This window comes from Nocardia sp. NPDC051030 (assembly GCF_040683015.1).
Classification (GTDB): Bacteria; Actinomycetota; Actinomycetes; order Mycobacteriales; family Mycobacteriaceae; genus Nocardia.
Genome location: NZ_JBFBCD010000005.1, coordinates 121,431 through 141,402, shown reverse-complemented (window position 1 = coordinate 141,402; position 19,972 = coordinate 121,431). Strand labels below are relative to the sequence as shown.

The 19,972-nt window shown below is 67.3% G+C and carries 20 protein-coding genes; 12 read left to right on the top strand and 8 right to left on the bottom strand.

What is annotated here, in order from left to right:
* Positions 1–26 precede the first annotated feature (26 nt).
* From clpB to AB0N05_RS18300, 7 genes are all read left to right on the top strand, one after another.
* Complete coding sequence (gene clpB, locus AB0N05_RS18330) at positions 27–2,582, top strand: ATP-dependent chaperone ClpB (protein WP_364695057.1); 2,556 nt, start codon at positions 27–29, stop codon at positions 2,580–2,582.
* Positions 2,583–2,717: 135 nt separating this feature from the next.
* Entirely contained in the window at positions 2,718–3,650 is a 933-nt protein-coding gene (locus tag AB0N05_RS18325; protein ID WP_364695054.1) for a DUF5666 domain-containing protein, read from the top strand.
* Positions 3,651–3,760: 110 nt separating this feature from the next.
* Positions 3,761–4,909: a hypothetical protein gene (locus AB0N05_RS18320; protein WP_364695051.1), complete on the top strand. Its 1,149-nt coding sequence runs from the start codon at positions 3,761–3,763 to the stop codon at positions 4,907–4,909.
* A 133-nt stretch (positions 4,910–5,042) separates the two neighbouring features.
* Complete coding sequence (locus tag AB0N05_RS18315) at positions 5,043–5,867, top strand: SDR family oxidoreductase (protein WP_364695048.1); 825 nt, start codon at positions 5,043–5,045, stop codon at positions 5,865–5,867.
* A gap of 8 nt (positions 5,868–5,875) precedes the next feature.
* Complete coding sequence (pyrE, locus tag AB0N05_RS18310) at positions 5,876–6,421, top strand: orotate phosphoribosyltransferase (protein WP_364695045.1); 546 nt, start codon at positions 5,876–5,878, stop codon at positions 6,419–6,421.
* A gap of 108 nt (positions 6,422–6,529) precedes the next feature.
* Complete coding sequence (locus AB0N05_RS18305) at positions 6,530–7,588, top strand: beta-ketoacyl-ACP synthase 3 (protein WP_364695042.1); 1,059 nt, start codon at positions 6,530–6,532, stop codon at positions 7,586–7,588.
* Entirely contained in the window at positions 7,588–8,274 is a 687-nt protein-coding gene (locus AB0N05_RS18300) for a lysoplasmalogenase (protein WP_364695039.1), read from the top strand. Before AB0N05_RS18305 ends, AB0N05_RS18300 begins: the two co-directional genes overlap by 1 nt.
* Before the next feature lie 5 nt (positions 8,275–8,279).
* Here the strand turns inward: AB0N05_RS18300 and AB0N05_RS18295 are convergent, their stop codons facing one another.
* From AB0N05_RS18295 to AB0N05_RS18270, 6 genes are all read right to left on the bottom strand, one after another.
* Complete coding sequence (locus AB0N05_RS18295) at positions 8,280–9,374, bottom strand: phosphotransferase (protein WP_364695036.1); 1,095 nt, start codon at positions 9,372–9,374, stop codon at positions 8,280–8,282.
* Positions 9,375–9,378: 4 nt separating this feature from the next.
* Complete coding sequence (locus tag AB0N05_RS18290) at positions 9,379–10,710, bottom strand: cytosine permease (RefSeq protein ID WP_364695033.1); 1,332 nt, start codon at positions 10,708–10,710, stop codon at positions 9,379–9,381.
* 140 nt (positions 10,711–10,850) lie between these two features.
* The gene (locus AB0N05_RS18285) at positions 10,851–11,297 is read right to left on the bottom strand and encodes a hypothetical protein (RefSeq protein ID WP_364695030.1); all 447 of its coding nucleotides are present in this window, start codon (positions 11,295–11,297) and stop codon (positions 10,851–10,853) included.
* Between the two features lie 74 nt (positions 11,298–11,371).
* Entirely contained in the window at positions 11,372–11,950 is a 579-nt protein-coding gene (locus AB0N05_RS18280) for a Uma2 family endonuclease (protein ID WP_364695027.1), read from the bottom strand.
* A gap of 79 nt (positions 11,951–12,029) precedes the next feature.
* On the bottom strand, positions 12,030–12,689 hold the full coding sequence (locus AB0N05_RS18275; RefSeq protein ID WP_364695024.1) for a response regulator transcription factor: 660 nt from the start codon (positions 12,687–12,689) through the stop codon (positions 12,030–12,032).
* A gap of 8 nt (positions 12,690–12,697) precedes the next feature.
* On the bottom strand, positions 12,698–14,083 hold the full coding sequence (locus AB0N05_RS18270; protein WP_364695021.1) for a sensor domain-containing protein: 1,386 nt from the start codon (positions 14,081–14,083) through the stop codon (positions 12,698–12,700).
* A gap of 93 nt (positions 14,084–14,176) precedes the next feature.
* Between AB0N05_RS18270 and AB0N05_RS18265 the strand changes: the two genes are divergently transcribed.
* Genes AB0N05_RS18265 through AB0N05_RS18250 form a run of 4 tightly spaced genes read left to right on the top strand, consistent with a single transcriptional unit; the run spans position 14,177 to position 17,269 of the window.
* Positions 14,177–14,968: a DUF4190 domain-containing protein gene (locus AB0N05_RS18265; RefSeq protein WP_364695018.1), complete on the top strand. Its 792-nt coding sequence runs from the start codon at positions 14,177–14,179 to the stop codon at positions 14,966–14,968.
* Between the two features lie 40 nt (positions 14,969–15,008).
* Positions 15,009–15,338: a DUF4190 domain-containing protein gene (locus AB0N05_RS18260; RefSeq protein ID WP_364695016.1), complete on the top strand. Its 330-nt coding sequence runs from the start codon at positions 15,009–15,011 to the stop codon at positions 15,336–15,338.
* A gap of 39 nt (positions 15,339–15,377) precedes the next feature.
* Positions 15,378–16,070, top strand: coding sequence for a TrmH family RNA methyltransferase (locus AB0N05_RS18255; RefSeq protein WP_364695013.1), 693 nt, complete (start codon positions 15,378–15,380; stop codon positions 16,068–16,070).
* 50 nt (positions 16,071–16,120) lie between these two features.
* Entirely contained in the window at positions 16,121–17,269 is a 1,149-nt protein-coding gene (locus AB0N05_RS18250) for a glycoside hydrolase family 76 protein (RefSeq protein ID WP_364695010.1), read from the top strand.
* A 9-nt stretch (positions 17,270–17,278) separates the two neighbouring features.
* Here the strand turns inward: AB0N05_RS18250 and AB0N05_RS18245 are convergent, their stop codons facing one another.
* Entirely contained in the window at positions 17,279–17,959 is a 681-nt protein-coding gene (locus AB0N05_RS18245; protein ID WP_364696449.1) for a DedA family protein, read from the bottom strand.
* 34 nt (positions 17,960–17,993) lie between these two features.
* On the bottom strand, positions 17,994–18,701 hold the full coding sequence (locus tag AB0N05_RS18240) for a VTT domain-containing protein (RefSeq protein WP_364696447.1): 708 nt from the start codon (positions 18,699–18,701) through the stop codon (positions 17,994–17,996).
* Between the two features lie 174 nt (positions 18,702–18,875).
* Between AB0N05_RS18240 and fbaA the strand changes: the two genes are divergently transcribed.
* Complete coding sequence (gene fbaA, locus AB0N05_RS18235; protein ID WP_364695008.1) at positions 18,876–19,913, top strand: class II fructose-bisphosphate aldolase; 1,038 nt, start codon at positions 18,876–18,878, stop codon at positions 19,911–19,913.
* The last annotated feature ends 59 nt before the right edge of the window (positions 19,914–19,972 follow it).

Here is a 19,972-nt window from a genome sequence, read left to right as displayed (position 1 = left end):
GAACAACGACTAGTAGGAAGGTGACTGTGGACTCGTTCAATCCCACCACCAAGACCCAGGCGGCATTCAATGCCGCATTGCAGTCGGCCTCGGCGGCCGGCAATCCGGAGATCCGTCCGGCACACTTGCTGGTGGCGTTGCTGGATCAGACCGACGGCATCGCCGCCCCCCTCCTGAAGGCCGTCGCGGTCGATCCGGCCACGGTGCGGCGCGAGGCCCAGGACATTGTCGACCGACTGCCCCGCGCCACCGGCGCGACCACCACCCCCAACCTCGGGCGCGAAGCCCTCGCCGCCATGTCCGCGGCCCAGCGGCTCGCCACCGAGATGGGGGACGAATACGTCTCCACCGAACACCTGCTGTACGGGCTGGCCAGCGGCGACTCCGACGTGCAGCAGCTGCTGCTGAAGTACGGGGCCACCGCCGACACGCTGCGCGAGGGCTTCACCGCCGTGCGCGGCAATACCCGCGTCACCACCGCCGATCCGGAGGGCTCGTACCAGGCGCTGGACAAGTACTCCACCGACCTCACCGCCGCCGCGCGCGACGGCAAGCTCGACCCCGTCATCGGACGCGACACCGAGATCCGGCGTGTCGTACAGGTTTTGAGCCGCCGCACCAAGAACAACCCGGTGCTCATCGGCGAGCCCGGCGTGGGCAAGACCGCCATCGTGGAGGGCCTGGCCCAGCGCATCATCGCCGGTGACGTGCCGGAATCCCTGCGCGGCAAGAAGCTCGTCTCGCTCGACCTGGGCGCCATGGTCGCCGGTGCGAAGTATCGCGGTGAATTCGAGGAGCGGTTGAAGGCCGTGCTCGAGGAGATCAAATCCAGTGCGGGACAGATCATCACCTTCATCGATGAGCTGCACACCATTGTCGGCGCGGGCGCGACCGGCGAATCCGCCATGGACGCCGGGAACATGATCAAGCCCATGCTGGCGCGCGGGGAACTGCGCCTGGTCGGCGCGACCACCCTGGACGAATACCGGCAGCACATCGAGAAGGACCCGGCCCTGGAGCGGCGATTCCAGCAGGTGCTGGTCGGCGAGCCGTCGGTGGAGGACACCGTCGGCATCCTGCGCGGGCTCAAGGAGCGCTACGAGAACCACCACCACGTGCGGATCACCGACTCCGCGCTGGTGGCCGCGGCGACCCTGTCCGATCGCTACATCACCTCACGGTTCCTGCCCGACAAGGCCATCGACCTGGTCGACGAGGCATCGTCGCGGCTGCGCATGGAAATCGATTCCCGCCCAGTCGAAATCGACGCGGTCGAACGGGCGGTGCGGCGACTCGAGATCGAGGAGGTCGCGCTCGCCAAGGAAACCGACGAGGCCTCCAAACAGCGCCTGGAGAAGCTGCGCTCCGAACTCGCCGACGACCGCGAGAAGCTCAACCAGTTGATGACCCGCTGGCAGAACGAGAAGCAGGCCATCGACTCGGTCAGCGAACTCAAGGAACAGCTGGAGGCGCTCAAGGGCGAATCCGATCGCGCCGAACGCGACGGCGACCTCGGCAAGGCCGCCGAACTCCGGTACGGGCGAATCCCCAAGCTGGAGAAGGAACTTCTCGACGCCGAGGCGAAGGCCAAGACCGCTTCCGACGGTGACGTCATGCTCAAGGAAGAGGTCGGGCCGGACGATATCGCCGAAGTGGTGTCGGCCTGGACCGGTATCCCCGTCGGCAAGATGCTGGAGGGCGAAACCCAGAAACTGCTCCGCATGGAGGAGGAGCTGGGCTCGCGCGTCATCGGCCAGAAGGAGCCCGTGCAAGCGGTCTCCGACGCGGTGCGCCGGGCGCGCGCCGGAGTCGCCGACCCGAATCGGCCGACCGGATCCTTCATGTTCGTCGGACCCACCGGCGTCGGTAAGACCGAGCTGGCAAAGGCGTTGGCGGACTTCCTGTTCGACGACGAACGGGCCATGATCCGCATCGATATGAGCGAGTACAGCGAGAAGCATTCGGTGGCTCGCCTCGTCGGCGCGCCCCCCGGCTATGTCGGCTACGACCAGGGCGGTCAGCTCACCGAAGCGGTCCGCCGCCGCCCGTACACGGTGGTCCTGTTCGACGAGGTCGAGAAGGCGCACCCGGATGTCTTCGACATCCTGCTCCAGGTGCTCGATGAGGGCCGCCTCACCGACAGTCAGGGCCGCACGGTCGATTTCCGCAATGCCATCCTCATCCTGACCTCCAATCTGGGTGCGGGCGGCGATAAGGACTTCGTCATGAACGCGGTCCGCCGCGCCTTCAAACCGGAGTTCCTCAACCGCCTCGACGACGTGGTCATGTTCCACGCCCTCGACGAGGAACAGCTCGAGGAGATCGTCGATATCCAACTCGACCAACTCCAGAAGCGCCTGGCCGCTCGCCGCCTGAAGCTGGAAGTCTCCGACTCCGCCCGCTTCTGGCTCGCGGTCCGCGGCTACGACCCCGCCTACGGCGCGCGCCCGCTGCGCCGTCTGATCCAGCAGGCCATCGGCGACACCCTCGCCAAGGAACTGCTGGCGGGCGAGGTCCAGGACGGCGACACGGTCAAGGTCAATGTCAGCCCCGACGGCGACACCCTGATCGTCGGTCGCTGACCCGACCGCACGAGAGGTTCGCGGCCCCGAAGGCACTGCCTTCGGGGCCGCGTTCTGTTCGGACGATGCGTTCGATCGCACACCGCGCGGTCGAGTTCGCGGCTGCGGGGTGCGTCTCCGCCTACCCTGGAGGCCATGACGAATCCGAGCGATCCGTGGTCGCGGCGACCGGAGCCGGAGCCGGGAGACGGGCCGACCGAGAAGGTCGGGCCCGGTGACCAGGCGGCCGGGTACGGCGGGGATTTCGGGCAGGCGTTCGGGGCGGGCGCGGGCAATGCGTCCGATCCGACCGAATATTTCGGGCAGCCGGTGGGGCCGGACGCCACACGCGTGATGCCGCCGCACGATGCCGGGTGGGGGGCCTACGAGGCGGGCGGGGAGTATGCGCCGACCGCCGCCTACGAAGTGGGGCAGACGCCTACCGCGGCCTATCCGGGTGGGGCGGGGTACGCGCCGACGAGTAGTTATGAGGCCGGATACGCCTCGGGCGGCGGGCACGGAGGACCGGGATATCCGGGAGCACCCGGCGGCGGCGGACCTGGCGGGCCCGGGGGATATCAGCCCGCCGGATTCCCGCAGCAGCCGCAGCCGCCGAAACCGCCTCGCAGGACCGGGGTTTGGGTGGGGCTCGGGATCGCGGCGGTCATCCTGGTGGCGCTGGTGGGTGTGATCGCGGGAACGCTGCTGGCGAACAAGGATTCGTCGAATACCGCCGCGTCGGCGAAGACGACCGCGCCGGCGTTCCCCACCATGCCGAAGAACAGCTCGTCACAGCCGCTGCCGAGCGGGATCCCGACCATCCCGGGACTCGGCGATATCGATTCTCTCGGTGCGAATATGGGCACCATCGCGAGCAATGACGGCACCACGCTGACGCTCACCTCGCTGTCCGGCACTACGGTGACCGTGCACACCGATGCGAAGACTCAGGTGATCTCGCTGGGGAACATGACGGTGAAGGATCTGGCAGTGGGTGAGATGGTGATGGTGCAGGGCGACAAGAACTCTGACGGGTCGATTCAGGCCAAGGTCATCATAAGCACATCGCTGCCCGGCGGGACACGATGATTACAGCAGCGCGAAGCGATCCCATGAGGGGTGGCGGTCGGGCGACGGGTGGGCACAACGGTGCAGGGCTAGCGGGCAATCGGACGCCCGGCTGGATAGGGTAGGCGGCGATGACGGCTATTTGGTTCGGGTTGGCGGCGATCGCGCTCGTGGGTGCGATCGTGCTGCTCTATTTCGACAGGCTGCAACGGCAGCGCACCGGCCACGTCCGGCAGGTCTGGGCCAAGTCCCAGGGCTACACCTACGTGTCGGTGGAGCCGGCGCTCGCCTCCACCTGGCGGCGCGGCGCACTGGCCAAGCTCGGCTACCTGTCCGCGGTGGATGTGGTGTCCGGCAATCGCAAGGGCGAGAAGTTCGTGCTCTTCGATCTGGAGGACGCCGCCACCCTGGTCGCGGTGCGTCGCCAGATCGGCTCGGACATCGATATCGACCTGCGTTTGAAGACGGCCGCCCCGCCCAAGGACCACGATCTGGAGCTGCTCGGCGCGATCGGTGGCCGAGTCGTGTTCGCCACCAATCCCGATATCGCCCGGCATGCCGTGGATCAGCGGATGGTGGCGTTCATCGAATCGCTCCCCGACGAGGTCCAGCAGCTGTGGAGCGAGGGCAACTGGACCCTCGGCATGCTCCCGGTCGGCGCGGTCGCCAAGGACTGGGAGATGTCCATCGACGCGGTGCTGCGCCTGTCCGGGCTGCTGCACGTGCTGCCGCCGGTGATCAATTCCGAACGCGCGCGCGACGATCTGCCCGAGCCCGGCCGTTCCCGCCCGGTTCCCGAGGACGACGACTACGACGGCCACGACGAATACGGCGACTACGGCGATGACGACGAGCGCGCCACCGTTCGCACCCGCCCTCCGCACGAAGAGGACGAGGCCGACGAGTACGGCTCCCCGCTGGTCTCCGATATCGCCGGCGATATCGAACCCGACGACGGTGAAGAACCCGAATCCTGGCGTCCCGCACTGAAAGTCGTGCCCGACCCGCGCAATCGCCCGCGCCGCAACTGGCCGCCCGCCCCCGAGGAGGGCGACTGGACGGACGAGGACGACGAACCCCGCCGCGAACGCGCCGACGCCGGTACCGAAGACGACTGGCGCGATAGCGAATCCGGCACCTGGCCCGAGGACGAACCCGAATCGGACCGGCAGGACGGCGAACCCGAGGAGAGCTGGCGCAAGGATCAGGGCCGCAGCGCCCCGCCCGGCGGCCCCTTCCATCCGGGCTTCCGCCCGTACCAGGGTCCCGCGCCGCGGTGAGCCGCCCGCCGGGGGATCCGGGCGCGGATTTTGCGCGTGTATTTCCCTCGGTAAAGCCCGCGAGGGACCAGAATGGTGGCGCAGTCTCGGTCATCGCCGACCGGTCCCATGTCGTGCGAGTGATGGGCAGTCGATGACCGAGAGCGCTCCTGATCCAGCCGTGGCCGCGAAGCGGCTGCCCGGCGCGCATCGTCCGGTGGCCTTGATCACGGGGCCCACCTCCGGCATCGGCAAGGCGTATGCGACCCGGCTCGCCGCGCTCGGCTACGACCTGGTGCTGGCGGCCCGCGACGAGCAGCGCCTCGCCGCACTGGCCCACGATGTGCAGGTGCATTTCGGGGCTGAGGCCGAGGTGCTGCCGGTCGATCTGGCAACGCCCGCGGGCCGGGACCGGGTCGCGGCGCGACTCGGTGACGGCGTCGAATTCCTGGTCAACAATGCGGGATTCGGCAATTCGGGAGAGTTCTGGGCCAATGACCCGGCCCACCTGCAAGCCCAACTGGATGTGAACGTCACCGCCGTCATGCAGCTCACCCGCGCCGCCCTGCCGCCCATGCTGCACGCGGCCAATGGCACCGTGGTGAATGTGGCCAGCCTGGCCGGCCTGATCCCCGGGCGGGGCTCGACCTATTCGGCCTCCAAGGCGTACGTCGTATCCTTCTCGGAAGGGCTGGCGAGTGGCCTCGCCGGGACCGGGGTCCGGGTGCAGGCATTGTGCCCGGGTTTCGTCCGCACCGAATTCCATGAGCGAGCCGGTATCGGGGCTTCGCTGCCGCGACCATTGTGGCTCGACGTGGACGAGGTGGTGGCCGGCTCGCTGCGTGATCTGGAGAAGAACCGGGTGATCAGCGTGCCCGGAATGCAGTACAAAGCCATCGCCGCGGTCGCCGGATCTCTCCCGCGACCGCTGGCGGCTCGCCTGAATCGACGCCTGTTCAACGCACGCGGAAGGACATAGACAAAGCAATGCAGGTAACAGCTACCGACCGGGACAGACTCGCCGACTTGGTGCGCGGCCTCGCGGTCGTGCACGGCCGGGTCACCCTGTCCTCGGGCAAGGAAGCCGACTACTACGTGGACCTGCGCCGCGCCACCCTGCACCACGAGGCGGCGCCGCTGATCGGCAAGCTGCTACGCGAGCTCGTCGCGGACTGGGACTTCGACGCCGTCGGCGGGCTCACCATGGGCGCGGACCCGGTGGCCGCGGCCGTCATGCACGCGCCGGGCCGGCCCATCGACGCGTTCGTGGTGCGCAAGGCGGCCAAAGCGCACGGTATGCAGCGGCAGATCGAGGGCCCGGACATCGTGGGCAAGCGGGTGCTCGTGGTGGAGGACACCACCACCACCGGCAACTCACCGCTCACCGCGGTGCGTACGCTGCGCGAGGCCGGCGCGATCGTGGTCGGCGTGGCCACGGTGGTGGATCGGGAGACCGGAGCCGACGGCGTGATCGCGGCCGAGGGCCTCGAGTACCGCTCGATTCTCGGCCTCAAGGATTTGGCGCTGGGTTGAACGCTCGGTAACCAGGACTTGGCTCTGTGCCGACTGGGGGTGCTGAGCTAACCTGGCTGCTGGTCTTACGTCCGACAATGGTGTTGTGAAGGGTCGTGTGAGTTCCCCGTGGTGAGCATTGCAATCAACAAGGGTCATCAGAATGTTGCGATGCTCGGCATCGGCGCTTACCGGCCCCAGCGCCTGGTCAGCAATGCCGATGTGTGCGAAACCCTGGACTCCACCCCCGAGTGGATCTTCGACCGCACCGGCATCAACAACCGCCGCTGGATCAGCGGCGACGAGACACTGCGCAGCATGGCCGTCGCGGCGGGCGAGCGGGCGCTGAAGAACACCGGCATCGACCGATCCAAGATCGGCGCGCTGCTGCTGTGCACCTCCAGCTGGCTCAAGCTCACCCCGCACGGCGCGCCGTCCGTCGCCGCCGATCTGGGCATCAATGGCATTCCGGCCTTCGACCTCACCTCCGGCTGCGGCGGCTTCGGCTACGGCCTCGGCGTCGCCACCGACATGATCCGCTCCGGCTCGGCCGAATACATCCTGGTCATCGGCGCGGAAACCATGACCGTCGGCCTCGACCCGACCGACCGCGGCACCGCCATGATCTTCGGTGACGGTGCGGGCGCGGTCGTGGTCGGCCCGAGCGAGGAGAACGGCATCTCCCCGACGGTCTGGGGCAGCGACGGCGAGAACGCCGAAGCCATCTCCCAGGACGTCGACTTCCTGGAATTCATGAACAAGGCGCAGCGCCTGCAGGGCACCGACCCGGAGGTCGAGCCCGTCGGCCGCATGTCCCTGCACATGGAGGGCCCCAAGGTCTTTCGCTGGGCCGCGGTCACCCTGCCGCGCGCCCTGTCCAGCGCCATCGAACTCTCCGGTGTGGCCAAGGAAGACATCGAGGTCTTCATCCCGCACCAGGCCAATGCCCGGATCAATGAGCTCATGAAGAAGAACCTCGGGCTCGCCGACGAGATCCCGATGGCCAATGACATCGAGAACACCGGCAATACGTCGGCCGCCTCGATTCCGCTGGCCATGGAGGAAATGCTGGTCACCGGCAAGGCCAAGGGTGGTCAACTGGCCCTGCTGCTGGCCTTCGGTGCGGGCCTGTCCTACGCCGGTCAGGTCGCCGTACTGCCTCCCGCCCCGGCCGAGCCCAGCTTCTGATGCCGCGCCCGTTCCGCGCCGCATTCGTCGGCGCGGCGGCGGTGACGGTCTTCGGCGCTGTCACCGGCCGCGATAAATTGCAGTGGGCCGCAAAGCCTTTGATGATGCCGCTGCTGGCGGGGGACGTGATCGCCAATGGCGGCGATCTGGATCCCCTGGACCGCACGGTGCTGCTGGGTTCCCTGGCCGCCGCGACGGTCGGCGACATCCTGCTTCTCGAACCGGACAATGACCAGCGATTGGTCACCGGCGCTTCGTCTTTCGCCGTCATGCAGACCGGATACTCCTGGCTCTGGTGGCGACGGGGCGCTCGCCCTCGCCCCGAGATCGCGGGTCAGCGGCTGGCGGCCTGGCTCGGTGCCGCCGCGCTCATGCGCGCCAAGGCCCCCGGCGTCGCCGCACCACTGACCGCCTACGGTGCAACCCTGGGCACCGCCGCCACCCTCGCCTCCGATCCCGGACTGGCCCCCGATGCGAAAAACATTGCAGGCCTGAACATCCCGAATTCGGATCCGCGCAGCCGACTCGGGGTCGGCGCATTGCTCTTCACCGTCTCTGATGGCCTGATTGTGCTGCGCCGCATTTTCGCCCGAACTCCCCAGTCGCGCAGGGTATCCGAGGGCGTAATTCTGGGCACCTATGCCGCGGCCCAATACCTGCTAGCCGATCCGCGCGCCCACCGCTGACCTGTTCAACCTCGGGCGCGGAGCCGGTCCAGTACGGGTTCGCCGCCGGTCGACCACCAGTCGGTGTGGCCGAGAAAGTAATGGCGGTAGGCGATTTCGGCATTGGCCGGGTTACCGCCGGGGATGACGCTGAGGAAATAGTCGATCTCGGAGAGCTCGTATTCGGCGTGTGCCAGGGGGAGCAGATCCGGCAGCGCGGCGGATTCGGCCCGGGTGAGCGGGCGCTGGGATTCGTAGCCGTCGAGGAGGGCGTCGAGCTGTTCGAATTGGATGTGCGGGGGGCCGCCCTCGCGCAGGGAGATCCAGTCGACGGTGCAGCGTTCTATGGCGATGGCCAGGTCGTGGATGGCGGTGGTGCGGTCGCAGAGGCCGAAATCGATGACCGATGACGGGGTTTCGTCCTGCCAGAGCAGGTTGGTGCCGTGCCAGTCATTGTGGGTCCACAAGGGATCGAGGTCGTCCAGTCGCGCGGCGAGGCGCGCGTGGAAGGGCAGGTGCAGGCGCTCGACATCGGACTTCCAGTCATGGGATGCCAGGAAGGTGGCGAGCCCGGGGCGGGCCGCGGTGAGGTGTTCCATCGGGGCGATCGGGTCGGCTGTGGAGAAGAGGGTGAAGCTCGCGAGCAGGGGACGTGGGGGACGCCGGGGAGCGTCGTATCCGGTTGCGGCCGTGTGCAGCCGGGCCAGCATGCGGCCGGATGCCGCCGCTTCGGCCGTCGAGTTGTAGGGGGACCAGGAGAAGGAGCCGCGGTATTCGTCCGCGCCCGTGCCGAGCTCCTGGACCTCATAGGTGAAATCGCCGGATTCCCGGGTGAGCAGGACCTCGGGGATCGGGATGTCGTGCTTGCGCAGGTGATTCATGAAGCCGTGCTCTTCGGCCAGTGCGGCCGCGTCGCGGAGGGTGCGGGGGAGCCGCTTCACGATCACCGGTTGTCCCTCGGCCGTGCGCACTCGTGCGGTGGCGGAAAGCGGTCGGGGACTGCGCCATTCGATCTCGGCGTCGGGGCCGAGCAGGGCCGCGATCTCCGGTGGGGTCAGTGCGGGCCAGTCCGGGGGGACCAGGGCATCGGACCCCATGCCGAAGACGCGGTCGTCCGACATGTGTTCAGGCCCTGCGGCGTTCGATGAGGACCAGGACGGCGGTGACGGCGGCGGCCACCAGGAAGGAGAACAGGGAGGCCGAGGACCACCAGCCGGGGTGCACGCCGAGCGTGTCCTGCGCCTTGGTCCAGAAGTTCGCCCACCAGCTGATGGAACCCGGGTTGAACAGCTGGTACACCACGAATCCCGCCGCCCACGGCAGCAGCATGAGCGGGCGCGCGGGGGCGGTCTGGGCGAGATCCCAGGCGCTGCGGCCCCGGCCCAGGAAGTAGTCGACGATGAGGACCGCGCTGAGCGGTACGAAGACCGAGCCGATCAGGTACAGGAAGTTGGCGTAGCTGCTGAAGTCGCGGACCGGCAGCGCCAGCAGGGTGACCACCACGCCGACCCCGGCGGCCAGGATGCGGCGGTCCAGGCGCGGCAGCAGGTTCTGGATGGACATGGCGGTCGAATACACATTGGCGAAGGACTGATCCGCCTCGCGCAGCACCAACACCGCGAAGAACAGCCAGCCCGCGGCGACACCGAGGAAGGTGTCGAAGATCTTGTCGACGTCTCCGCCGGATTGCAGGATGGCGATGAGGCCGAGCACGTAGCACCAGACCTGCGCGACCGAGTAGCCGGTCACGGTGGCCGCGGCGGCGGTACGCGCCGAACGCGAATGCCGGGTGTAGTCGGCAGCGAGGGGTACGAACGAGATGGAGACCGCGAGGGTGGTGTCCACGGCGGGCCAGAAGCCGCTCCAGCTGGTGCCGGTCGGCGTCGGAATCGGTTGCCGCAGTAGCTGAACCGTGAAGTAGATCATGGCGATGGCGACCGCCACCGACACGTATTTGCGCAGCGCCCGCACCGAACTCAACGGCCAGATGGCCATGACGGTGGACAGCACTCCGGCCGCGATGATGACCAGGGCGTGCGGCACCCGATCATGGGTGAGCGCCGAGACGCCGAGCGCGATCACGGTGAGCTCGTACACGCCCCACCCGACGCACTGCACGATATTGGCGACCGTCGGCAGATAGGACAGCTTGGTCCCGAACAGTCCGCGCAGCATGGCCATGGCGGGTGCTCCGGTGCGGGCCCCGATGGCTCCCGGCCCGGCGACCATGGCCGCACCGACCACGGTGCCGAGCACGGTGGCCAGCAGGGCCCCCGCGATCGGTAGTGGCGGATGCCCGGTCGGGAACAGCACGTAGGCCGCCCCGCTGAATCCGATCAGGCTGACGCCGAGGTTCAGCCAGAACGCCGCCTGGTCGGTGAAGCCGAGGGTGCGCGGCGGCTCGGTGTCGAGCACCAGCGGCGCTTCCCGGCGATCTTGTGGAGCAGCGGTCGTCATTCCGGAAATGCTACGGCGCTGTCCGGGCATATCGGGCAGCTACGTCCTCCCGAATGCAACGGCCGCTGGATCACCTGGCCTGTGCAAACCTCCAAAGAGAGGCGTGTTGCGGAAGCCGGGCGGCAATGCCGGTCGCCGCGCTAGAGGCAGAGCATGATGCGGTCGCGGTTCCGCGGATCGACCCGGATGGAGAGGCAGCCGCCGACGGCGATTCTCGGCTTCACGACCGGTTCGACATCGAACACGACACTGCCGTAATAGGTTTCGGAGCCGGGGACGACGAGTTCGAGATCCAGCTCGGTGAGTTCGGTGTAGTGGTCGGTGGGTCGGAGCGGGTGGACGGCTTCGATATTCGCCCAGCCTTCCAGGCCATGGCGGAGCAGGCGGCGGTCGGAGCGGGTGGGGCGCTGGGCCAGGAGCATGCCGATGCCGAGGAAACTTCCGAACAGACCGACCAGTGTCAGAACTTGGATGGGCACCGTTCCGGGCGGAGTGAGAGGCATCAGCCAGCCGAGCCACACACCGAGTGCGATGAGGTACGCGGCGGTCACGCCGAGCACCGTGTGCAAAATGCGCGCGTGGTTCATGACACCCTCCACCACGGCTTTACGGAATTCCAGGATAGTCCCGAATTTCGTCTCAGGTGGCGGATCGGTCGAGGTCAGGCGGGTGTGCGCAGCGCGGTCAAGGCATCGAGGTCGAGGGGGAGCGCAATGCCCTCCACCTCGAGGGTCACTCGCCCGGAGAACTCACCGGCCGGTTCGTAGTCGCCGTCGCGCAATCGGTACGCGCGGAGCCGCACCGCGCCCTCGGTATCCAGCAGCCAGTAATGCCCGATACCGGCCGAGGCGTATTCGATGAACTTCATGATCCGATCGGTTCGCCGCGAACCGGGCGACACGATCTCGATGGCCGCCAGCACATCGCAGGGCCGCACCCGGCTGGCGTGCGCGGCACCGGCCGCACCGCCCACCACCAGCACATCGGGCACTCGCAGGGTCGGCGGCGTGTCTTCGTCGATGACCAATTCGATGCGGGCCAGGGCGGCCACGCCACGCGGCAGCGCGCGCTCCAATTGCGCGGCGAGCCGCCACACCGCCAGCTGATGCCGGGGCGGCTGCGGGGCCACCACCAGCACACCGTCCACCAATTCGCGGCAGTGCCGATTGTCTTCCGGTAGCGCCGACCACTCCGCCAGCGTCAATAGGTGATCAGGCCAGGACGCAACCGCTTTCAGCATTTCTGCAGAACTCGACCGGGGCATGCGACCAGTCTTTCATGGCCCGCAACCGCGCAGCGATGCTCTTTGAAATGTCGCTTCAACTCTTCAAACGGAGAACGGCGAGTACTCGTCGGTGATGCATGTCGGAAGGCGGCAATTCGAGCTTGGTGAAGATATTGCCGATGTGCTTCTCCACCGCCCGCTCGGTCACGTGCAGGGCATTCCCGATGGCGGCATTGGACAGGCCCTGCGCCATGGATTCCAGTACCTCGCGCTCGCGCGGGGTGAGCCGGGCGAGCGAATCCTGTTGCCGGGCAGCGCCCATGAGCTGGCTCACCACCTCCGGATCGAGGGCGGTGCCGCCGGTCGCGACGCGTTGCAGGGCGTCCACGAAATCGCCCACATCGGCCACCCGATCCTTGAGCAGGTAGCCGACGCCGCCCGCACCCGCCGCGAGAAGTTCGGTGGCGTAGCGGGTTTCGATCCACTGCGAGAACACCAGCACCCCGGTTCCGGGGTGGCTGCGGCGCAGGGCGAGGGCGGCCACGAGACCCTCGTCGGTGAAGCTGGGTGGCATTCGGACATCCACCACGGCGACGTCGGGCTTATGTTCGGCAACCGCTTCATACAGACCGGTCGCTTCGCCGACCGCCGCGACCACCTCATGCCCGCGCTCGATCAGCAGCGCGGTCAATCCATCGCGCAGAATCGCATTGTCCTCGGCGATGACCACACGCAGGACCCTCTCGACAGGCATACCGCCGATCATTGCGGACCCGCGATCGGCAGCGTCATGGTGACCACGGTCGGGCCGCCGACGGGACTGTCCACCAGCAGCGAGCCATCCACCGAGCGGGCGCGCGCGGCCAGACCCGAAAGCCCGCCCACCACAATGATTTCGCCCCGGCCCTCCATCGGCTGCAACGCCCCGCCCTGGCCATTGTCACGCACGCTCACCACGAGCGAATTCGTCCCCGACGGCAGCACCGCCACCCAGACCTGGGTGGCCGCCGCATGTTTGACCACATTGGTGAGCAGTTCGGCGACCGAGAAGTAGGCGATGGTCTCGATGGCGGGACTGGGCCGCACCGGCAGCACCACCCGCAGTTCCACCGGAATCGCACAGCGGGCGACCAGGGTTTCCAGGGCGGGTTCGAGTCCGAGGTCCAGTGCGGGCGGGTGGATACCGCGCACCAATTCGCGCAATTCGGTGAGCGCTTCCTTGGAGCCATTGCGCGCCTGCGCGATCAGATCGCCGGGATCGCCGCCTGAGGAAATCCGCTCCTCCGCCCGGCCCAGCATCATGGCAATGCTGACCAGTCGCGCCTGGGTGCCATCGTGCAGATCGCGTTCCAGTCGGCGCAGCGTGGCGGTGGAGTCCTCCACCGCGGCCCGGCGGCTCTGCTCCAGTTCGGCCACCCGCAGATCGCGGACGGTCGGAGAGAGCAGCCACAGCGCGAGCACCCGATGCAGCCAGGCGATACCGCGAATCAGCCACGGCAGCAGGAAGCAGCCGATCACGCCCAGCGCCGCGAAAGCGAGCACCCCCGGCCAGGTCTCGACGTAAAAGTTGTCCCCGAACTGCACCAGCGAGTGATGCGATACACCGTCGGCATCGACATTCTGCGGATTGAACACCACCCACACGATCGGAGACAGCGCGATGAACCCCGTCATGGCGACCACGATCAGCATCACCCACCCGATGACCACACCGAGCACGCTGTGAATCAACAGGAACGCCAGCGCCCGCCACGCGGTGCGGTCGGTGAACGCGCTGCGCAGCCAGCCCAGGAACCCGGGCCGGGCGGTGAACGGCGGCGGTTCGGGCACCGCCGTGTCGAGCAGCAATGCGCACAGTCCCCGATAGACCCGGCCCCACAGTCGCCCGCCGAGAATCACGCCCGCCAGGATCGGGATGCCGAGCACGACGATCGACGCGTACGCACCGCCGCCGACGCCGACGAACAAGTAGGCGACGGCGAGGCAGCCCAGCCCGAACGCAACGATCAGATACCCGAGCTCCTTCCACACGCGAGCCCGGAAAGGGGCCGTCAGAAAGGCGCGCAGCGCCGATGCCGGGGTCGCCTCCGAGGGCGGCTCGGGTTCCGGATCCAGGACCAGGGTCGGCAGCGCGGCCATATCGCTCATGCTTCCTATCGTTGCGGGTGACGTAGGCCGGATGCGATCGAGAAGGCTCGTCAATGCGGGGTGTGGCTGGCACTACCACTTAACATCGTGCCCATGACCGATGAACCGTCGGGCAACACCACCCCGCCGAGCGCAACCCCGCCGACCAGCAACTCCCCGCAGGACAGCAGCTCTTCGCGACCTATGGACACCCCGGACGACAGCGGCTCATCGCCGTCGGTCGATACCTCGAAGGGCGGCGAGACCGCGCAACCGGTCGACATCTCGAAGGGCGGCGGCTCTGCGCAGCCTGTGGATATCTCGAAGGGCGGCGGCAACCCGGCGGGCTACGAGGGCTACCCACCGCCGCCCGGTTACGGTGCGCCGCCAACGGGATTCGGAGCGCCGCCAACGGGTTTCGGTGCCTCACCCGAGGAGTTCGATACGCCACCGTCGGGTTTCGGTGCACAGTCGCCGGGTTACGGTGCGCCGCAACCTGGTTACGCGCCGCCGCAGCCGGGATTCGCGCCGCCGCAGCCCGGTTACGGTGGGCCCCAGCCTGGTTATGGTGGGCCGCAACAGGGTTACGGTGTGCCGCCCGGATATGGCGGGCAGGGTTATCGGCCGGGGTATTTCACTCCGCCGCCGCCGGAGCATCCGCAGGCCATGATCGTCATGGTGCTCGGCATTCTGAGTCTGGTGATGTGCCAGCTGATCGGGCCGGTGGCGTGGGTGATGGGCCGTCGCACCCTGGACGAGATCGACGAGTCGGGTGGCCGGCTCGGTGGGCGCGGCCAAGCCCAGGCCGGGTATATCTGCGGCATCATCGCGACGGTGATAGTGCTGGCGGGGGTGACGATCCTGATGATCGCGCTGATCGCCGCGCTGGTCGGCGGCTCTTCGTAATAGGTCGCGGTGTGGCGGGGATTCGCCATAGCATGATGCCGTGAGTTACCCGCCTTACGGCTACCCCGGCTATCCCGTCTACGGCAATCCGCCACCGCCGGAGCATCCGCAGGCCACCACCATCATGGTGCTCGGAATTCTGAGCCTGGTGCTGTGCCAGTTGCTCGGGCCGGTGGCCTGGATCATGGGGAGCAAGGCGCGTAAGGAGATCGATGCGTCCGGCGGCATGCTCGGTGGCCGCAGCAATGTGACGGTCGGGTATGTGTGCGGGATCGTCGGCACCTGCATCCTGATCGCGATTCCCGTGATCTGGGGCCTCATGTTCCTGTTCATCGCGATCCTCGGCGCGAACAGCAGCAGCAGCTACTGACCCGCCCGCTGTCCGAACCCCGCCGGACCCGCAATTACGATGGCCCGGGTGAGTCCCGCCCCGACAGCCGATGATCCCCTCGCCCCCGGTCCGACCGAATGGGGCGAGCATCCGCATGGCGTCGGGCCGTGGCGCGAGGAGTTCGGCACCGAGCCGCCGGAGGATCCGCGTCTGGACCCGGAGTTGCTCGCGCAGGGGGATCGTCGCAATGTGGTGGATGCCTACCGGTATTGGCGACGGGACGCCATCGTCGCCGATATCGATCGGCGGCGGCATCCATTCCATGTCGCCATCGAGAATTTCGGGCATGACGCGAATATCGGCACCGTCGTCCGGACCGCGAATGCGTTCGCGGCGGCCGCCGTCCATATTGTGGGACGCAAGCGCTGGAATCGGCGCGGGGCCATGGTGACCGATCGCTATCAGCACATCGTGCACCATTCCGATACCGATGAGCTGCTGCGTTTCGCGGTGGCGGAAGGCCTGACCGTGGTGGCCGTGGATAACGTGCCCGGCTCGGTGCCTTTGGAAACCGCCCGGTTGCCTCGCAATTGTCTGCTGCTTTTCGGCCAGGAAGGCCCCGGCGTCACCGAAGCCGCCAAAACCGGTGCGCTGCTCACCGTCTCCATCGCGCAATTCGGTTCGACGCGCAGCATCAATGCGGGTGTCGCCGCCGGAATCGCCATGCACGCCTGGGTCAGTCAGCATGCGGACCTGACATCAGCTTGGTGACATAACAAATCAGCCACGAAAGCGGCCGCCCGACTGGCACGATATGTCCTATGACTTCGCGGACCGGGCGCAATATCGAGCCGACCGCTGCGCTCTGGTCGGAGCGTGCCGATCTGGCCGAGTCAGCGATCGTGTCCCGGCATTTGCGCAAGCTGTGGGGAATTCCCGGAACCCAGCTCGGCGTGGTCGGCTGGCCGCCCACCAAACGGGATCGCGGCTTCGTGTCCTGGCACTACTGGTGGCAGGCGCATCTCATCGACTGCTGCGTCGACGCCGCGAATCGCGCGCCGACGCCGGCGCGCAAACGCCGCATCTGGTCCATCGCGCATGCCATGCGGCTGCGCAATATCAATGGCTGGACCAATAACTACTACGACGATATGGCCTGGCTGGCAATCTCATTGGAGCGTGCCGAGCGGACCCAGGGCGTCGAGGAAGCGCGTGGCGCGCTGCTCGCCCTGGAGAAGGACCTGTACGCCGGATGGGAGCCCGAGGTCGGCGGCGGCGTGCCGTGGCGGCGGGGTTCGGACTTCTTCAACGCACCCGCCAATGGCCCGGTCGGCATTGCCATGGCTCGGCTGGGCCGCTATCGCCGCGCGGTGGAGATCTCCGATTTTCTCGACGAACACCTGCGGGACCCGGACACCGGCCTCATCTTCGATGGCATCCACCTGCCCTCGGGTGAACTCGAGAAGCCGCTCTACAGCTACTGCCAGGGCGTGACGCTCGGCCTGGAAACCGAACTCGCCGTGCACACCGGCGAACCCCGGCACACCGAACGCGCGACGCGGCTGGTGCCCGCCATCGAGGAACGCCTCACCGAGGGCGGCGTGGTGGTCGGCGACGGCGGCGGGGACGGCGGCCTGTTCAATGGCATCCTGATCCGCTACCTGGCGCTGGCCGCGGTCATGCTGCCGGGCGATGAGCGCGAGCAGGTGGCCGCGCGCCGCACCGCCGCCACCATTGTCCGCAAGTCGGCGACGGCCGCCTGGGAGAACCGCCTGGAGGTGGAGGGCGATCCGCTCTTCAGCGCCGACTGGCGGCAACCGGCGCGATTACCCGGCGTGGCGGGTGCGGGATCGTTCACACCGGGTGGATCGGTCAAATCGTCCCGTCACCCGGAACGCGATATGTCGGTGCAGCTTTCGGGCTGGAAGCTGATGGAGGCCGCGCACACGGTCACCGCCGCCGGGCTCTAGGCGTTGTGACTAGGCGTTGTGACGCTGAGTGTCGCCGACCGGCTCGGCGTCCGAGTCGAGATCGAAATCCTCGGCGGGACGCGCCATTTCCAGCCGGTACTGCCGGACGCCGACGATCGTGCCGAGCACCAGGCCCACGACCAACGTGCCGATCACGGCGGGCATGAGCCAGGAGACGCTCTCCAGGAAACTGCCCGCGTAATAGCCGATCAGCAGCAGCACCGGGGCCCAGATGATCGCGCCGACCGTCGAGGCGATCGTGTATTTGCGATGGTCCATGCCCGCCGCGCCCGCGACCAGCGGGCACAGCGTGCGCACCCACGGAATCCAGCGGGCCACCAGCACCGCCAGGAAACCGTGCCGGTGTAGCAATTCGGCCACCCGGGTCAGATTCCGGGTATTGATGTATTTGCCGTTCTTGCGCGCCACCAGATGATGCCCGGTGCGCTGCCCGACCACATAGCCGACCTGATTGCCCGCGACGGCCGCGATCATGGTGCCGATCGACAGCGCCCACACATGCGCCTCGCCATCCAGCTGTGAGGCCAGGACGACGCCCGCGGTGATGAGCATGGAGTCACCGGGCAGGAACAGCCCGATGATGAGCGCGCACTCCAGGAACACGAAGGTGAGTACGACCGTCCAGACCAGTACGGGCCCGGCCGTCTCGAGCGGCCCGAAGCTGCCCATTGCGAGGTTTAGCGGGGTGTTGGACACCGATGGCTCAGCGGATCGGCTCGTTCGACGTGGCGGCCAGCTCCTGCTTGGAGGAGCCGCCGGCGTCGCCGCCGCGCAGCTTCTTCACCACGGTGATGATGCCCGGCAGAATCGAGATCAGGACGATGAGCAGGAAGATCGCCTCGACATTCTTGCGAATGAATTCGACATTGCCGAGGAAGTAGCCGAGCACGGTGATACCGCCGCCCCACAGGACGCCGCCGACGATGTCGAACATGAGGAACTTGCGGTAATCCATCTTCGACACACCTGCCAGCACCGGCATGAAGGTACGGACGATCGGGACGAAGCGGGCCAGAATGATCGTCTTCGGGCCGTGCTTCTCGAAGAACGCGTGCGTCTCGGTCACGTAGTGCTGCTTGAAGAAGCGGGTGTCTTCCTTCTTGAACAGCGCGGGACCGATGGCGCGGCCGATCCAGTACGCGCACTGATCGCCGAGCACGGCGACCGCCGCCACCGCGGGCACCAGCCACCAGATGTTCATCCCCGCCGGGGGATTCGCCTGCGCCGCCAGCAAGCCGCCGGTGAACAACAGTGAATCGCCGGGGAGGATCGGGAACAGCAGGCCCGTCTCGATGAAGACAATGACCAAGATCGCCGGAAGCACCGCATTACTGAGCCATGTCTCCGTGAGGAGGTGCATGGGATCAAGAATCGCGGGCAGGGCAGCGTTGGTCGTCACGGCATCGGACACGGCCAGCAAGGTCACGGCCACCACCCTACCGGTCATTCCTGAGTCCTACCGAACGTCGAAGCAACCTCACGAACTTGTCGGGTATCCGAGGCCCTTGCCAGGGGAAAACACGTTTGCCCTAGGGTGTGGCCTGTCAGAATTTTGTTGTACGCAGCACACACAACGGAGGTCCCTGTGCCCATCGCGACTCCGGAGATCTACGCCGAGATGATTGCTCGGGCCAAGGAGAACTCCTTCGCGTTCCCCGCGATCAACTGCACCTCGTCGGAGACCATCAACGCGGCCATCAAGGGTTTCGCGGACGCCGGCTCGGACGGCATCATCCAATTCTCCACCGGCGGTGCGGAATTCGGTTCCGGCCTGGGTGTGAAGGACATGGTCACCGGTGCGGTCGCGCTGGCGGAGTTCGCGAATGTCGTGGCCGCGCGCTATGACGTGACCATCGCGCTGCACACCGATCACTGCCCGAAGGACAAGCTGGACACCTTCGTCCGCCCGCTGCTGGCCATCTCGGCCGACCGCGTGAAGTCCGGGCTGCACCCGCTGTTCCAGTCCCACATGTGGGACGGCTCCGCGATCCCGATCGACGAGAACCTCGAGATCGCGAAGGAACTGCTCAAGCAGGCCCACGCCGCGAACATCATCCTCGAGGTCGAGATCGGCGTCGTCGGCGGTGAAGAGGACGGTGTCGAGGCGGAGATCAACGACAAGCTCTACACCTCGCCCGAGGACTTCGAGAAGACCATCGATGCGCTCGGCGCCGGCGAGAACGGCAAGTACCTGCTCGCCGCCACCTTCGGCAATGTGCACGGCGTGTACAAGCCGGGCAATGTGAAGCTCAAGCCCGAGGTGCTGGCCGAGGGCCAGCGCGTCGCGGCCGCCAAGCTGGGCCTGGGCTCGGACGCGCAGCCGTTCGACTTCGTCTTCCACGGCGGTTCGGGCTCGCTGAAGTCGGAGATCGAGGACTCGCTGCGCTATGGCGTGGTGAAGATGAACGTCGACACCGACACCCAGTACGCCTTCACCCGCCCGATCGTCGGCCACATGTTCGGCAACTACGACGGCGTCCTCAAGATCGACGGCGAGGTCGGCAACAAGAAGGTCTACGATCCGCGCAGCTACCTCAAGAAGGGCGAGACCTCCATGGCCGCCCGAGTGCTCGAGGCCTGCAACGACCTCAACTCGGCGGGGCGTTCGATCAGCGCCAAGTAAGCTCGTGCATCGGGATTCCGACGCAAACACCGGAATCCCGGGCAAGTTTCGAGCGGCGG

Excerpts from the sequence above, each read along its gene's own strand:
- AB0N05_RS18290 (WP_364695033.1), bottom strand. The coding sequence starts at position 10,710 with ATGACGACCGCTGCTCCACAAGATCGCCGGGAAGCGCCGCTGGTGCTC.
- AB0N05_RS18245 (WP_364696449.1), bottom strand. The coding sequence starts at position 17,959 with ATGGGCAGCTTCGGGCCGCTCGAGACGGCCGGGCCCGTACTGGTCTGG.
- AB0N05_RS18325 (WP_364695054.1), top strand. The coding sequence starts at position 2,718 with ATGACGAATCCGAGCGATCCGTGGTCGCGGCGACCGGAGCCGGAGCCG.
- AB0N05_RS18270 (WP_364695021.1), bottom strand. The coding sequence starts at position 14,083 with ATGAGCGATATGGCCGCGCTGCCGACCCTGGTCCTGGATCCGGAACCC.
- AB0N05_RS18250 (WP_364695010.1), top strand. The coding sequence starts at position 16,121 with ATGACTTCGCGGACCGGGCGCAATATCGAGCCGACCGCTGCGCTCTGG.
- AB0N05_RS18295 (WP_364695036.1), bottom strand. The coding sequence starts at position 9,374 with ATGTCGGACGACCGCGTCTTCGGCATGGGGTCCGATGCCCTGGTCCCC.
- pyrE (WP_364695045.1), top strand. The coding sequence starts at position 5,876 with ATGCAGGTAACAGCTACCGACCGGGACAGACTCGCCGACTTGGTGCGC.
- AB0N05_RS18285 (WP_364695030.1), bottom strand. The coding sequence starts at position 11,297 with ATGAACCACGCGCGCATTTTGCACACGGTGCTCGGCGTGACCGCCGCG.
- AB0N05_RS18320 (WP_364695051.1), top strand. The coding sequence starts at position 3,761 with ATGACGGCTATTTGGTTCGGGTTGGCGGCGATCGCGCTCGTGGGTGCG.
- AB0N05_RS18255 (WP_364695013.1), top strand. The coding sequence starts at position 15,378 with ATGGCCCGGGTGAGTCCCGCCCCGACAGCCGATGATCCCCTCGCCCCC.
- AB0N05_RS18265 (WP_364695018.1), top strand. The coding sequence starts at position 14,177 with ATGACCGATGAACCGTCGGGCAACACCACCCCGCCGAGCGCAACCCCG.
- AB0N05_RS18280 (WP_364695027.1), bottom strand. The coding sequence starts at position 11,950 with ATGCTGAAAGCGGTTGCGTCCTGGCCTGATCACCTATTGACGCTGGCG.
- AB0N05_RS18275 (WP_364695024.1), bottom strand. The coding sequence starts at position 12,689 with ATGCCTGTCGAGAGGGTCCTGCGTGTGGTCATCGCCGAGGACAATGCG.
- AB0N05_RS18315 (WP_364695048.1), top strand. The coding sequence starts at position 5,043 with ATGACCGAGAGCGCTCCTGATCCAGCCGTGGCCGCGAAGCGGCTGCCC.
- AB0N05_RS18300 (WP_364695039.1), top strand. The coding sequence starts at position 7,588 with ATGCCGCGCCCGTTCCGCGCCGCATTCGTCGGCGCGGCGGCGGTGACG.